This is a genomic window from Vibrio sp. E150_011, assembly GCF_053544015.1.
This window is the reverse complement of record NZ_JBHFOL010000001.1, coordinates 75,959-91,715: the sequence shown is the minus strand read 5'-3', so window position 1 is coordinate 91,715 and position 15,757 is coordinate 75,959. Positions and strand designations below refer to the sequence as shown.

Sequence of the window (15,757 nt, the reverse complement as noted above, 5' to 3'; positions counted from 1 at the left end):
CGTGTGATTATGTATGGCATGGATAATGCTAATCTCTGATCATTCGACTTACTTTCACAGGTATAAGATGAAAAGTGATCATTTAGTTCATATCCAGTTTTCGCCAGAACGAAGCTTACAAGAACAAATTCGTGAGCACCTACTGGACGCGATTCGCAATGGTATCTTTGCTAATAATGCACTGCCGTCGTGTCGTAAGATGGCGTCGATGCTTAGGGTATCACGCAATACCGTTGTTTTGGTTTACGATAAGTTAGTCGATGAGGGGATGTTGGTTTCTAAAGAAAGAAGCGGCTACTATGCTTGTCCTGAGATACTCAGGGACGAGCTGAGCACTTCCCCTGCGCAACATGATCTCGGTAATGATTACTACACTGGTGCAAAATCTGCGCGATTTTGGAACAGCCGTCTGAAGCATGACCTCAGTACGCAGCGCAACATATCTAAACCAAAGAACTGGCAAGATTTCCCTTATCCATTTGTCTTTGGCCAACCCGATCACTCTCTATTTCCTCTAAACCATTGGCGTGAATGCTGCCGTCTGTCGCAACGCTACCAAGTGGTTAAAGATTGGATCTCAGACTCAATAGATTGTGATGACCCGGCTTTAGTCAAGCAACTGAAGAGTAATGTATTGACCAAGCGGGGGATTCAAGCCAAAGAAGAACAGATCTTGGTGACGATCGGCACTCAAAACTCATTGTATATGCTGGCTAAGTTATTAGCCGACGAGCAGGTGAACTTTGGTGTTGAAGAGCCTGGTTATCCCGATGCGCGTAATATATTTGCGTCTCACGGCGCTAATGTCATACCGCTGACACTCGATGTTCAAGGGATCGAAATTAACGAATCGCTGATACGGTGTGATTATGTGTATGTCACACCTAGCCATCAAGTACCCACAAATGTCACTATGCCGATGCAAAGGCGCAAGGCATTACTCGCCGCTGCAGAAAAATACGACTTCATTATTATTGAGGATGATTATGAAAGTGAGGTCAACGTTTTAAGCAAGGCGAGCCCATCACTAAAAAGTCTCGATACTAATAGCCGAGTGATCTACATCGGAAGCCTGTCTAAATCCTTGTCTCCGGGACTGAGGCTTGGTTACATGGTCGCAGAAGCGCCGCTGATTTCGGCGACTCGCGCCTTGAGACGTTTGATGTATCGTCACCCACCCGCTAACAATCAAAGAACCTGCGCGCTGTTTATTTCGTTGGGGTATTACGATACTTACTTAAGAAAGCTTCGTTATAGTTATCAGCAACGTTGGACAATTATGAGGGATGCCATCAATCAACACCTACCGCAATGCGTGACCACTGATACGGTCGGTGGCAGTGCCTTTTGGCTCAAGTTACCGCTTTCTGTCGATTGTGAGAAATTCGTGCAAAGCGCCAACGCTGTGGGTGTGATTGTCGAACCAGGGACTGTGCACTTCGCTCGGTTTCATCGAGACAGTAGGCGATATATACGGTTGGGGTATTCAGCTATCGATGATGACAAGATTGAGTTGGGTATCAAAAAATTGGCATCGTTACTTCCTCCTTTAAACATAACGTAAATAAAAGTCGAATGTTAAAGCAAAGCCACCTTGTTACTCTTTATCTTGCCAAGCCCTCCCCATCAAACAAACTAAAATAAGGCCATGGTCCTCGTGGTCTTGTTCCTACATCGAAACGCCGCATTATAAGCTGTTAGTGACCTGCCGCACCTATATATCGCCCAATCTTTACTTTCTTCAACCCTCTCGTCTGCTATCGAAATTCGCTGACCCCATAATTACCCTTAACTGGTACTAACTGGAGCTGACTAAGCCGATTAATCTGATGACAAGCGTTAAGGATTGAAGAAGCACTAGAGGAAACAATGTTAATACACCTGGTTATTATTCTTACGTTAGTTATCGCGGGTCTCGTACGCGGTTATACAGGGTTTGGTTTTTCTGCATTGGTTATTTTGGTGTTATCGATGTTTTACTCCGTTGCAGATATGGTACCGGCGGTTTTAATGGTTGATTTAATTGTTTCGCTTCCCTTGGTCGTCGATAGCTGGAACAAAACTAACTTTTCAGCATTAACTCCGGTGTTAGTAACAACGGGAATAGGAATTCCAGTTGGGTTTTGGTTGTTATTTAATCTGCCTGATAGTGTATTGCGCATACTTGTGCCAACAACAGTATTGCTGCTTGCCATCATGAGTAAAAGCAGAGGTCGTTTGATAAAAAAACTATCCGGTTCGGCGCTGCTTTGTGGGTTTATGTCAGGATGGACGACAAGTGCTGTGTCAGCGGGTGGTGCACCAGTTGTGATTTATATGCGTAACAGTGCCTTAAGTGTTGAGCATCAACGTAACAGCCTAATCAGCTACTTTTTTTTGACGACCTGCTTTGCCGTTGGCAGCAGTTATGCAGTGACAAAACAGTGGCAGGTGCTACCGGACTTCCCAGTACTCTACACCGGAATTGCATTTGTTTCGGTTCTGATCGGCAAGGCGATTTATCACTATAAGAACGTGGCCAGGGTTCATAGCCTTGCTTATTACTTACTGCTGATTGTTTCTGCGTTCACATTATTTAGAGCGGCATGGATGCTCCTTATATAAGCGATAGCGTCGTCAATTAATTAATAAAAGGAATTAGATATGAACGATTTAATGCTCCCCACCGTTTTCGTTACTGGAGCAACATCAGGCTTCGGTAAGGCGGCAGCTCGCCTATTTGGTCAACAAGGATATTCCTTGGTACTGACTGGGCGGCGACTTGAACGCCTAGCAAGCCTTGCCGATGAATTGGGTGAATATTGCTCGGTTCATGTTGCGACATTGGATGTAAGAGACGCTGAAGCGGTCAAAGCGCTTGTCGCATCGCTGCCGGTAGAGTTCTCGAATGTTGAAGTACTTATCAATAATGCAGGCTTGGCACTTGGCGCGAGCCCGGCTCAAAACGCCCAACTTGCTGATTGGCATACCATGATTAACACCAACGTCACTGGTTTAGTGAACGTCACGCATGCATTGCTACCACTGATGCTTGACCAACCTAAAGGCAGCATTATTAATTTAGCAAGCATTGCGTCCAATTGGTGTTATCCAGGTGCGCATGTTTATGGTGCCAGCAAGGCGTTTGTCGCCCAGTTTTCTCGAAATCTTCGTTGTGATGTTGCAGGAAGCGGTTTGCGAATCACAAGCCTAGAGCCAGGTTTATCAGAGAGCGAATTTAGTTTAGTGCGTTTTAATGGCGACCAAGCGAAATACAACCAAATCTACGATGGGACTAATCCACTGCAACCCGAAGATATCGCAGACATCATGCTATGGATAGCTGAGCAACCTAGCCATATCAATATCAATAGCATTGAGGTGATGCCCACGAGTCAAGCATGGGACAATTTTAAAGTGGTCAAACAGAACTGACGTTGTCTCAAGCAAATCCAATTCATTCTACGTAACGAATAATCAGAAATTTAATGCTATAGGAAGGAAATCTATTATGAAGATCGGTGTACCAAAAGAAATTAAAATCCATGAGTACCGCGTAGGTATGACACCCGCGAGTGTGTTAGAAGTCACTAGGCAAGGCCACACTGTTTATATAGAAAAAGGTGCAGGATTAGGGATCCTTTGCGGTGATGACGAGTACGTAAGTGCTGGCGCAACCATTTTAGATACTGCAGAAGAAGTGTTTGCTCAAGCAGATATGATCGTTAAAGTAAAAGAACCGTTAGCTGAAGAGCGCGCCAGATTGCGTCCTGATCAGTTGTTATTCACCTATCTTCACCTAGCTCCAGATATGGCGCAAACAAAAGACCTGATATCAAGTGAATCGGTGTGTATTGCGTATGAAACTATTACTAGCGCAAATGGCGGTCTGCCTTTGCTCGCGCCAATGTCTGAAGTGGCTGGACGTATGTCAATTCAAGCTGGCGCGGCGTGCTTAGAAAAATCCCAAGGCGGTATTGGCTTATTACTTGGTGGCGTAGCCGGTGTTGCCCCGGCTAAGGTGACAATTATTGGTGGTGGTGTTGTGGGCGTAAATGCGGCGCAGATGGCCGTTGGAATGGGGGCAGATACCACAATCTTAGACAATAATGTCGATACCCTGAGACGTGTCGGTGCACAATTTGGCAATGCAGTTAAGACCGTCTATTCCAATCAACACAACCTAGAAGAGTCGGTCCTTAACTCTGATTTAGTTATTGGTGGGGTTTTGATTCCAGGTGCAGCAGCGCCTAAGCTCGTCACTAAAGATATGATCAGCGCTATGAAATCCGGTAGCGCGGTTGTCGATGTGGCGATTGACCAAGGAGGGTGCTTTGAAACGTCAAAGGCTACCACGCATGCAGAGCCAACTTATATCGTTGATGGGGTCGTGCATTACTGTGTGGCAAATATGCCTGGGGCGGTGGCTCGAACTTCGACATTTGCACTCAACAACGCCACGTTACCTTATATCTTAAAACTAGCGAACCAAGGCTATAAAAAGGCATTATTAACTGACAGCCACCTGCTTAATGGATTGAACGTCATTCATGGCAAAGTAACCAACCAAAGCGTTGCGACTAGCCTAGACTTGTCGTTTATTCAATATGATAGTGCACTCGCTGTCGCTTAGATGCCATTTGCTCATTTGTTTTTGTATAAACGTCTCAACGTAGTTTGAACTTGCTTTTGAATCGCTAGTCTTTGTCGTTTTTGTCGCCGCTTTGAGCATCGCGAGGCAACCAGCGGTAAAATTATGTCGAGGTTCATCAAACTACCCAAAGCGCAACGCTTCTTTTTAAGACAGCGTTGCGCATCTCGTTAAAATGTCGCTGTAGAGTGACCCTTAACTCGTATAGGCTTTTAGGAAGGTGCTTAGTTTGGCTATGCGCCTTGATTTTGTGTATCCATTAGTTTGTATGTGTACATTAGTCTGTTTGTGTATATTCGTTCGTCCAACCACTACTCAATGCTGGAGGTGCCGTTCTCTTGATAAGTTGGCCATACATCTACTTCTATCAATAAATATTATTCTTGCTTATCTATTCTGTTTTGTTGTTTTAAAGCAGGCTGATGAGCAATGATCAGATTATTTTAAAAATGACTATTAGAGGAAAGGGAATCGAATATATAAGCGTAGAACAGTATGCTATTTATGTTCTTATTTGATCAACTTAACAATCAAGTAGTGATGAGTTCAATATAATCAATGTGATCGTCGTCACATTGGTGTTATAAAAGCTAATATTTTTTTGCGATAAAAAAAAGAAAAATATGATCTTTATTCAAATTATAAATTTGACCATTTTTAGTTGCTAAATCTCCTTCCTATAAGTTTTAATATTTATCTCATTAAAATCAAGAGCTTGACCATCTCATGACATGGCCTGTTAAATGTCATAGCAATGAAAGAAATATTAATTCTGTTACTTTGAATATTATCATAAATACTATTTTCTTATATGACATAATTTGAATAGCAGTATTTGTCATGGTATAAAATCATCAACCAAGTAGTGTGTTTATTTAAATAAGTTAGTTCTGATAGTATGGTTGTTACAGGGATTCTTAAAAAGTTCAAGGCGATGATTATTTCAATCGCTGCGGTCATTATTTCAATAGGAAGTTGGAATGATACTGAGACTGTTTTGGTCAATACGTACCAAAAAATCAAGGCAACATGGACGAATGAAAATGAGTATTTATTGATTTCAAAGATTACTGTTGGCCATTCATTTGACTATGTGAAGTTACAATCTGGCTTACCTCAAGCGGTTAAATCATCGTCAATTGATAGTCAGGTTCAGTTTAATTACTTCAATTATGGTAAGTTCATGTTGAGTGTGGCTGTAAAAGAGAGTCGAGTTGCAGCTTATTCTATCCAAGCACTAAATACTGATTTTAGTCCGAGTATTCCATATGTGGGTTATAAACTATTTGATGAGTCATTGAAAAATATTATATCGTCACCTGATGATAGCCATTTTGAAAGTGGTAGTTCAAATTACTATATCGATGTCATGGAATTAGGCCGAGATGCTATGTTTCATCAATTAATGGTCGGAATGTACAATTACAATACGGCGCAATCAATAAGTAATGAAACCATACAATTACTGGATCAAGCTTATGTTCTTGGAGATGATGCATCATTTAACCAATATAAAGATAAGCTAAGAGAAAACCAAATTAACACGTTTACAGTATCAGAGCTTCCACGTGATGTGATGTTGGAAATGATGCTAACTAAATTTGAATTCAATACGTATTTCTCTTAATAGGTCATATAATGAAATATCATTTAATTACAATTACATTGTTCTCAACATTTGTTTCCTTTGCAAGCGATAACCCATTCTCTAATTTGGATAGAGAAGTCCAGAGTGCGTATCTGTCTAAAGAGGCAGAACAAAAGCAGTTTCAAGAATGGTATAAAGAGCACATGCTGGAATATGCTTCATGGCGTGAAGAGTATATCAAGCGCTGGGATGGCGAGCGGTCACAATCGATAGAAACCTGGGGTGATGCGCAAATTTCAGATAGCCACAGTAAGGTTGTTTATGACGCGAGCAATGCCTCTCGGACAGTGGTCGATTACGAACAAGAAACAGTAACTATTGAAGTGATTGTCGATGACAATGTCGATATGGACGAAATGAAAATCGCGCTGCAACAACAATTAACTGAGTCGCTAAAAACGGACACGGGAATGGACACAAAGTCACTGGCGACTTTGGATGTTAGTGAGGCCTCTGAGCGCTCATTAACCTATGATCCAGATTTTGAGAAGCAAGCGCTGCAAGATATCGTAAGTCAGACGAATTCACAGTTACAACAGATAGATAAAGAGGCAGAGTTACTTGCTGAACAAGCTGGGAGAGAGCTTGACCCCACTATCATTGATGCGCAAAAAACACAGTTGGTTAGCCAGGCAAAAACGCGTATGACGAGCGTCAGTGAGAGCTTTGAAAGCCAGCGGGATCAAGTCGACCCTGTACGAGAGACCACGCCCAAGAAGAAGGTAGTAAGCCTAAAAGTTAGGATGCCGAGTGATAGCTTAAAGAAGCGGATTGATCCTTATTTGTCCGATATATATCACCAAAGTGAAGTGTTTAATATTAAACCAGAGCTTGTGTTGGCGATTATGCATTCCGAGTCTAGCTTCAACCCTAGTGCTCGTTCGCCCATCCCTGCATTTGGTTTAATGCAGGTGGTAACAACCAGTGCTGGCCATGATGTAAATCGTATTGTTCATAAGGTGGATAAGCCAATGAATGAGGCGGACTTATATAAGCCTAGTTACAACATTCAAGCTGGAACCGGTTATCTAGACATATTAAACACGCGTTACTTGCGTGAGATAGAAGACCCTAAAAGTAGAGAGTACTGTGTGATTGCGGCCTATAATACCGGTGCCGGTAATGTAGCAAAAGCGTTTGGCGAAAGAAGAATAAAAAGTGCAGCCATGAAAATAAATACAATGACGCCAGATCAGGTTTACGACACCTTAATTAATAATTTACCGTATGAAGAGACAATCAACTATTTGAAAAAAGTAACTAAGAGACAAAAAGACTACGCTGCTGAGAGTTAATAATGAAACAGTTAATAATAATATTGTCTGTGATGATATCTTGTCATACCACAGCAGGAATTGTTACGCCCAAAGATAATAGTGAAAGCATTTATAGTCTAGGTATTGGTTCGGATCAAATTAGGGCTGAAAAAAGTGCATTAGCGGCGCTCGCCCAAAGAATGTCGTCACAAATACAAGTGACGACAGAATCATTGTCAGAGTTTAACAATGGCGAGATAAATGAAATGTTTAGAGAGACGTCGTTACTTAAGACCGACTCAGTACCATTTCCCCCGTACAATATTAAAGACAACACATATGTTGATGGTCAATCAAGCGTTACGATCAGTATTAATCGAACAGTGATGTCTGCATTTTACATAAATAAAATTATTGCAGGTTTGTCAGAAGCAAAAATTGAGCTTGAAGCGATTCGGAACCAAACACCACTAGACTCGATTCGAACTCTATTATTGCTAGAAAAGAAGCTCGATACGGTTCAGGTTATGCACAGTATTCTTATTGGACTAGAGCAGAAAAAGGAACTCAACGCCCAATCTAAACAATGGATGAATGACTACATCCAAATAAATAGAGAGGTCAAGGTATTAATATCTTTAGGTGGTTGGACGGTTGTTAATAATATGAGTGGCCAGCGAATTGCGTCAATATTGTCTGACTCATTACGTCAAAAGGGTTTGGCAACTGAAGGCGAAGTCGATTATCAGTTTTTTGTATCAGTAAAGCGTCAGAATGCAAAGAGAAATAACAAGTTCTTAATTAAAGAAGATGTAAAGATTGAGTTGCGACAAAAGGGTCAACACCAATCAATTTTTACGAAACACTATAACTATATAAGTCCACCATCTGATTCACTTCAATCGGCAGAGGATGCTACGCATCAGTTGTTATTGAATGATGTCGGTGAGGACATTTTGATTGATATACTCGGAGTATAAATTGTGAAAATTAAACTGTTATCGTTAGTGATGGGTTCGGTCATGCTTACTGGCTGTATGTCAACTCAGGTAGGTGTTTGGGACGACCGTGAAGAGTTGCTCACTAATATTGATTCACAATGTCAGGAACATACTCAAGACTTTACGAAGTATTCGCCTTCTTTTGATACTGCTTCAATGGCAATACTGACGGTGGCGCAGCGTCAATGTGAGGTGACAGGGAAGTACCAAGAAATACGTAAAAATCATAAAGACGTAGAGCAGTTTTTCGCTATCCATGCAGATAAGTCTAAGGAGGAGATTATTGTTCTTCTGGACCAAGATCCAAAGCTAAAGAAAAAATATGACGATTATACCAAAGCCCAGGGTGACATTTTTAGTGCTAACTTAGACCTCGCAGTGAATTTAGGTGTTCAATCGGTAACCGTCGCTCAGGTCTATGCCGAAAATGCGGTACCAATTGCTCAAGCAGAAGCAATCAAAATGGTGACAGGGGCTATTGACCCAGAAGAGCATCCAATTGGGTTCGTTTATGATGAGATGAAAACGCGTGTTTCCTTGATTAGCGAAAGCAACGGCCTAATCAGTGCCGAGCAAGCCTTTATCAAAGAGATGGAGGAAGCCGATAAAGCCATTCAAGCCCGTGTGGAGCGAAACAATGATGCGTCGTAGTGTTTTGACTCTCAGTGTATTGTCTGCCTTGACTCTTGTAGGTTGCCAATCGACAGAAAGGGCAGAAAGTCGCTTACAAACCGCGACACAAAATGGGGCATCTGGCTATGAATATGGCAAGGCGCCAGAAGCATTTAAAGACAACGATATCGAGTTACCAGCGTATTACAGTACCCGTGGTTTGGATAAATGTACTTTTGAAGTCAACAGTGAGCATCCTGACTGTCCATTGAGTAAGAAAGTACTGCGTTTGTATATGAGCGATCCTATTACAGCTGATACTGAAAATCCGAATGACTGGTTGTCGTCGGTTCGAGCTTATGATGGGCGTAAGTTATTAAATCAATTTGAAAACCAATTGGTTGGATTAAATCGATTTCGTATTGTGACCGGTGATGACCGTTCGGTTTCATTCCTTGGCGATTCTATCCAAGGAATGTCTGACAGTGAGCTGGCAAGCCGCATGAAAAATGGCGTGCTTCACCCGGATTACGCCATGACTATCGATTCGGTGAAAACCGGCGAGCTCGTGACTGGTGGTTCAACCAACCTTGTCGACCTCAGTCTCGATTTTACTGTCGGGTTTGTTGACCCTTATACCAAAGAAAAAATCAGCTATCCAAATGTCGGTAAGATAAAGGTTCGTACTGGTGATGTTAAGTCGCTAGACGAAATGAAATTCTGGATGCAATCTGGGAAAATAGAAGGCGGGTTTGATATCTATGACGCTAATGCGGTATCTGCGGTACTAAACGATATGTCGACACGTGGCTTTGGCATTGCCTTGAGCCGTATGTTGTCTGAGATGCCCGCGACGGCGCAAGTGATCGGTATTCGTGGCGACAGGATCTCGTTAGATCGTGGGCAAAATGCAGGTATTTTGCCAGATGAAACCATGGTCGTGTTTGAATATAGCCTTGGCTTTGCTGAGCCGGTTGGCGTTGCACGGGTTAACCCTAGTGATATCGAGTCGCAAGGACGAATCGTACGTTGGAAGGATTCAAAAGATGCCAAGCGTATCAAACAGGAAGCAGATGGTAATATCTATCGCCCAGCGCGAGATGCGAAGCTTTTTGCAGTGAGTGTGGGCACACCACAAGGGTTCCTCGAACATAGAATCTCCGCGAGTGGGACATTGTAATGATGATATTAAGATTGGCGCTATCTAGCGCCATCTTTTTGTCTATGAACGCTACTGCCAGTGAATTCATATTTCAAAAAGACCACGCCGAATTGGTTTATTCATCTTGCGTCTATGGGCGGGGTGCATCCGTTATTGAGCGCGCACAGGTACAGGCAAACACCCAAGCTGTCGAGGCATATCGAACGGCGTATGCAGCATTAACCAGCAGGCAAGTAAAAGAATACGAGGCACAACTGTGGGACGTCGCTGGGTTTGAGCGAGCCCATGGTAATGGCGAGTTCACCGTAACGCTGGGTGAAAGTTTCTTGCATGGCAGTGAAAGCTGCGTTTCAGCAGTGCTACCACTTAACAATACGTCAGACCATGGCGAGAATTGGATCTGGCATGACGAAGCGCTTGAGGCCAGCTTCAGAATAGAAGCAGTTGGGCATGCCTCAAGCTCTATGACCGCTATTCACACTGCACAAAATAATGCCTTTGAGCTGGCGGTGATGCAGGCAATCAGTCAACTTGTCGTTGATGCTCAGCCTTATCAAAGTCTGGCACGAGCCCATCAAGCGTTCATTAAAGATTGGACATTGCTCGATCAAATTAATCATACCGGCAAAACCGATAATGCCGACCAAATTACGGTTTTGATGAATGTCGATATTGACGTGGTTGCTTTAAAACAGTTCATCGATGACGACTATTATCTTGCTGGTAAACCAAGATTCTTTATTTACGCAGAGAGTGACCAAGTCACTTCATCACTGGCTACGATGATAAGTGAGCTTGGCTATATTACCAGTTTAAGAGCAGACAACGCTGACATCATAATAAAAGCAAGCTCTAAGCTTATTCCCCTAGAAGATACCGCCCAGTTATCACTCAACATGCAGCTGCTTGATAGGTTGTCTCAGCAACTCTCGCATTGGGCCAATGTGCCGCAAATGATTACCTTACCAAACAGTGATGTGGTGGAGTCTAGGCTTGTTGCGGTAAACCTTGAATTAGCACAAGACGAGATTGCGGTAAGTGTCGAGCAAGCGTTGCAACACATCACGACGCTAGGCGGCAAGGTGGTCACAATTGACATGCCAGCTTTAACACCTGCTAAGTTGGCAGGCTTGACCGAATGGCTGCGCTCAGAGTCGTTATTTAGTGAAGCAACGGTTATGAACCAGCAAGACAAGGTTCAAGTTGAATTTAGAACCTTATTAGATACTCAGTTATTGGCCCAAACCTATGTTCCACGAATTGAGCAAGCGATAGACCGTGGTCTATCGATGTCTTCCATCTCAAACAATAAATTGATTTTGAAATAAGGGTACACCATGCAACGTCGATCTAAGTCATTTTCCCAAACACTGCTCACCTTGGTTATGACGTCTTTAACGGTAACCGTAACGGTTGCCCATGCCAATGAGCAAAAGCAGTTAGGAGATTGGGTACATTCGCCTTCCGTTGATGATGGATTAGCAGCGGTAGGTTGTGCCTCGTCATCAGGAAACTTTAGTCTGGATAAAAAAAGAGCGGAGAGCCAAGCAAGAACCAGCCTGATTCAATCAATTAATATGAAGGCAACCAATATGGATCGCCATGCCACGGTATTGGTTAGCAATACCGATGGAACCTCGGTTGGCGAGACGTTTGAATCGGTAAGTAAACAAATATCACAAGTGAGGTTAAGACATTCTCAGATCGTTAAACTCGACGTTGGCGAGATCTTTGGCCAGCGTCAAGTCTGTGCGATGGCGGTTCTTGATAGCGCGACGTTAGCCACTTATTTTGATGACCTTGTAGCGAGCACTGGTGCACAGATAGATCCTAATGACCAAGAAGCCATGTACGAAGAGTTTAAAACGCAAAAGGCAATGAATGACTTAGAAAGCGAGTTGAAACGCCTCACTCAATAGCCTTGAGCATTTTGATGATTACCCAGACACAGGTGCTCCTTCCTTCGCTATATCTCGAGGTGATTGGATTACCTGTTACGACTCGGCATGACAGTATCGCCAACTACGACAGTAGAAAGCGACTTCAAGCACCTATCTCCATTCCTCCTAAAATAAGATCTCACTATGGATTATCTTGAATATCTAAAAAGCCTTTACCAAACATTCTCTGAGACGGAGAAGCATTTCTTTCAGATTGCAGCAACCATCATCTCGTTTTGTCTCATCCCATGGTTGGTACGCGCCACGTTAACTCGCGGTCTTGATTTTAAATTGAATCGAGTTAAAAAAACCTATGAAGTGAGATTTATTCATCGTTCTCAGTACTTCGTTGGCTTTGTCTTTTCCATTTTTTGGTTCCGTTATTTTGGTGTGCAAGGGTGGTATAGCAAGCTAGCTGAAGTCGGGGTTATCTTATTCGCAGTGCTCATGATGCACTCAGTACTTGATTTTTTAGAGGCCAAGATTACCGACAAGGATGAGCTGACTAATATACCCATTAAGCCGTTTGCGGAACTGATTAAGCTCGCAAGCTCAGCGTTGATGATTATTATGATGCTGGCTATTTTACTGGAAATCCCGCCGATGGCTTTTGTGAGTAGTATTGGTGCGATGTCTGCGGTGTTGTTACTTGTTTTTAAAGACAGCATCTTAGGGATGGTCACAGCGGTTAAAATCAACATACATCGATTAGTTCGTAAAGGGGATTGGATCGAAGTAGAACGGTACGACGCTGATGGCGTTATTAAAGACATCACCTTAAGTGTTATTACCGTTGAAAACTGGGACAAAACTACCTCTATAATACCCACTTATGAGATCTTGAATGTTGGGTTAAAAAATTGGCGAAGCATGACCACACAGGGGCGTCGCATAAAAAGGTCAATCTCATTAGACATCAGTAGCATTAAGTTCTTGACGATGGATAAGGTTAATCAGTTGGCTCACGTACCACTGATTAGCACTCAGATCCAACAACTTTGTGAAAGCCATAAACTCAAAGAAATGGGTGATAATATTGACAAACGGTGCATAACAAACGCAGGGTTGTTCCGCTTGTACGTCGAGGCCTACCTTAAGTCTCGCACTGACATTAATGATCAACACACCATGATTGTTCGTCAACAAAGTGCAACCGCGAAAGGGGTGCCCATTGAGATTTATTGTTTTACGCGAAATACTGATTGGAATCACTTTGAAGAAGTCCAGTCGGAGATATTTGAGCATCTCTATTCAATTTTATACTTGTTTGATCTAAGAGCGTTCCAAGACGTAATGTATTTTGACCCCCCACTAAGCCACATGTCGCAAAAGGCTTCCTAGTGAAACTACAACGGCTCAGGTCGCGACTACTCAAGAAGTTACCGCTCATAGCGACTAACAATTAACAGTTCAAACAGATCAGCCCATCCGCTGTCCCCTCTGAGGTCTGACTAGTCATTAACTTTGCCCGCGCTCATTGAAGTGACAGAAAGAGATAGGGTAGAGTGCAACGCTGTGCAGTACAATTATGCTGGTGGTTGCTATTTAAGCAACTCATCAGCGAAACGAATATCAATCTTAAGCCAATCACGAGATCATCGACTAATGAGCAAGACCTTTCACCATCCCGTACAAATTTATTATGAAGATACGGATCACTCCGGGGTGGTTTATCATCCTAATTTTCTAAAGTACTTTGAGCGTGCCCGCGAGCATGTGCTTGGCAGTGATAAGCTGGCAGAGCTTTGGAATAACCATGGTTTAGGTTTTGCGGTTTATAAAGCGAATATGACCTTTCAAGATGGCGTAGAGTTTGCGGAAATATGTGACATTCGCACATCGTTTGAGTTGGATGGAAAGTACAAAACCTTATGGCGGCAGGAAGTTTGGCGTAAGGGCGCGACTAAGCCTGCTGTCATCGGCGATATTGAAATGGTGTGCCTTGATAAAGAAAAACGCCTGCAACCGGTACCGGATGATATTTTGAAGGCAATGTTTCAGTAGTGCGGTAACCTTATTTCATGGGTATACCGTCGAAGCATATAGCCGTGAAACTCCAATCCTTTCATCTCCCTGAAACGATGCGTCTGGCTAGGCGCTAGGTAGCGCTTTATAGTGAGCGCTTTACCTGTTTTAGTTTCGCATATTTTATGCTTGATTTAAGTTTTCTTGCTCTAGGTTGGTTAGGGTAAAGGTATTCATCTCTAGTAAAATTTCACCTTTGCTCCCTCCCACCGTCAGAGCAAAGCGATAATCACTATCCAGACGTCCAAGAATACTTTGCCAATGTGATGTAGATGAAAGCAAAGTTACTGTATCTACTGTATCTACTGTATCTACTGTATCGGGATCTTTTGTTGTTCTTCTCTCGGTGGTTACCCAACTGTTGCTTGATGACTGCTCTGCTTGTGAACCCTCTGTTTGAGAATGGTCATCGCCAATAAATATAATTGGAAGCTGGCGGTATATTTCGAAATGACGTTCTTTTTTTTGAGGGCCTTGAGTCTCATTAAGCGTTAAGTGTTGTCGTTGTTGGTTTGAAAAATCAAAATAGAAACGCTTTAATGAAGTAGCGAGTCCTTTCCCCGTTGCCTTGATGTACGATTCTTTTAGTGCCCACACATCAAAAAAACGCTCGCGTTGTGCGTTTTCTTCCAGTCTCATCAGTTCCTGAACTTCACTATTTGCAAAGTAGTGACTCATGATTGAATAAATGTCGGTTCCTTGTCTTGCGTGCTCTATATCCACACCTAACGTATGTTCTCTATGATGACTTTGTAAAACGCCGATCAATAAGTGGTCTTTGCTATGGCTTAGGTTGAAGTCCAGGCCGGTTTGTTGCTTTTGCTTCGAGCATAACCGCGGCTTGCCTTTATCTCCGTATTCAAAACGCCATTGTGCCGGCTTAATATCAGAATATTGAGACAATATGGCACGTAAAAAACCTCGCACAAAGAGCGCTTGAACTTGAGAGTCTTGCTTTCGGTAGCGGTTGACCTTGTGCAATTCTTCATCGCTTAACCACGACGTTATTACACTGGTAAGCTCAGCTTCTGTTGGCAAGTCGCGAAGAGGGCAGAGCCATAATATGACCTTTAAACGACCATCCAAATAATTACTCCTCATTGTATAGTTATGTATTTAAAACCCTCGAATCATACCCGCTATATAGCAATGAATCTATCGACATTTTTGAGCTAATTAATGTCATAAAACTAGCGTAGTATAGCATTTTGGCTTGCAAGGATTATTTTGACATATCTTGCTGTTTGCCCTTATTTATCAGGGTTGAAATTACAAAACTTATGAAAATGATAGCTAGATCGCATTTTGTCACAATCTTGTATAAAATTATCGAGTAATTGCTCTAATCTCTTTTTAATCAGTGCTTTAGTGTGAGTATTTGTGCATTAATCGTATTTTTGTCTTTCTTCAACTGGTCTGAAGAGATGGTCATGAGCGGTATGAGCATTGTATCAAAAAGCCGTGTCCGGTAGCCTGCTCAACC

Annotated in this window: 14 protein-coding genes; 13 read left to right on the top strand and 1 reads right to left on the bottom strand. The window is 42.6% G+C overall.

Translation table 11 applies throughout. The annotated features are described in order from the left end of the window. Positions 1–67 precede the first annotated feature (67 nt). The 13 genes from pdxR (at position 68) to ACE1OE_RS00210 (ending at position 14,253) form a co-directional block, all read left to right on the top strand. A complete protein-coding gene (gene pdxR, locus ACE1OE_RS00270; protein ID WP_449209698.1) occupies positions 68–1,564 on the top strand; it encodes a MocR-like pyridoxine biosynthesis transcription factor PdxR in 1,497 nt (498 codons plus the stop codon). Positions 1,565–1,869: 305 nt separating this feature from the next. Next, positions 1,870–2,604: a TSUP family transporter gene (locus ACE1OE_RS00265; protein ID WP_449209697.1), complete on the top strand. Its 735-nt coding sequence runs from the start codon at positions 1,870–1,872 to the stop codon at positions 2,602–2,604. Between the two features lie 39 nt (positions 2,605–2,643). Continuing rightward, positions 2,644–3,414: an SDR family NAD(P)-dependent oxidoreductase gene (locus ACE1OE_RS00260; RefSeq protein ID WP_449209696.1), complete on the top strand. Its 771-nt coding sequence runs from the start codon at positions 2,644–2,646 to the stop codon at positions 3,412–3,414. Positions 3,415–3,490: 76 nt separating this feature from the next. After that, complete coding sequence (gene ald, locus ACE1OE_RS00255) at positions 3,491–4,612, top strand: alanine dehydrogenase (RefSeq protein WP_449209695.1); 1,122 nt, start codon at positions 3,491–3,493, stop codon at positions 4,610–4,612. Positions 4,613–5,564: 952 nt separating this feature from the next. Beyond that, a complete protein-coding gene (locus tag ACE1OE_RS00250) occupies positions 5,565–6,257 on the top strand; it encodes an ETEC_3214 domain-containing protein (RefSeq protein WP_449209694.1) in 693 nt (230 codons plus the stop codon). An 11-nt stretch (positions 6,258–6,268) separates the two neighbouring features. Continuing rightward, complete coding sequence (locus ACE1OE_RS00245; RefSeq protein ID WP_449209693.1) at positions 6,269–7,573, top strand: transglycosylase SLT domain-containing protein; 1,305 nt, start codon at positions 6,269–6,271, stop codon at positions 7,571–7,573. A gap of 2 nt (positions 7,574–7,575) precedes the next feature. Beyond that, complete coding sequence (locus ACE1OE_RS00240) at positions 7,576–8,514, top strand: hypothetical protein (RefSeq protein WP_449209692.1); 939 nt, start codon at positions 7,576–7,578, stop codon at positions 8,512–8,514. Between the two features lie 3 nt (positions 8,515–8,517). Next, on the top strand, positions 8,518–9,186 hold the full coding sequence (locus ACE1OE_RS00235; RefSeq protein ID WP_102469320.1) for a hypothetical protein: 669 nt from the start codon (positions 8,518–8,520) through the stop codon (positions 9,184–9,186). After that, positions 9,173–10,327 carry a hypothetical protein gene (locus tag ACE1OE_RS00230; protein ID WP_372061777.1) on the top strand — a complete coding sequence of 385 codons (1,155 nt, stop codon included), beginning with the start codon at positions 9,173–9,175 and terminating at the stop codon, positions 10,325–10,327. The genes ACE1OE_RS00235 and ACE1OE_RS00230 overlap by 14 nt, the downstream gene beginning before the upstream one ends. Further along, positions 10,327–11,637 carry a hypothetical protein gene (locus tag ACE1OE_RS00225; RefSeq protein WP_449209691.1) on the top strand — a complete coding sequence of 437 codons (1,311 nt, stop codon included), beginning with the start codon at positions 10,327–10,329 and terminating at the stop codon, positions 11,635–11,637. The genes ACE1OE_RS00230 and ACE1OE_RS00225 overlap by 1 nt, the downstream gene beginning before the upstream one ends. A 9-nt stretch (positions 11,638–11,646) precedes the next feature. Next, a complete protein-coding gene (locus ACE1OE_RS00220; RefSeq protein WP_102469317.1) occupies positions 11,647–12,228 on the top strand; it encodes a hypothetical protein in 582 nt (193 codons plus the stop codon). A gap of 165 nt (positions 12,229–12,393) precedes the next feature. Next, complete coding sequence (locus ACE1OE_RS00215) at positions 12,394–13,590, top strand: mechanosensitive ion channel family protein (protein ID WP_449209690.1); 1,197 nt, start codon at positions 12,394–12,396, stop codon at positions 13,588–13,590. Between the two features lie 264 nt (positions 13,591–13,854). Beyond that, entirely contained in the window at positions 13,855–14,253 is a 399-nt protein-coding gene (locus tag ACE1OE_RS00210; protein WP_449209689.1) for a thioesterase family protein, read from the top strand. Between the two features lie 144 nt (positions 14,254–14,397). Here ACE1OE_RS00210 and ACE1OE_RS00205 read toward each other — a convergent pair whose 3' ends face one another. Further along, positions 14,398–15,360: a 4'-phosphopantetheinyl transferase family protein gene (locus tag ACE1OE_RS00205; protein ID WP_449209688.1), complete on the bottom strand. Its 963-nt coding sequence runs from the start codon at positions 15,358–15,360 to the stop codon at positions 14,398–14,400. Positions 15,361–15,757: the final 397 nt, after the last annotated feature.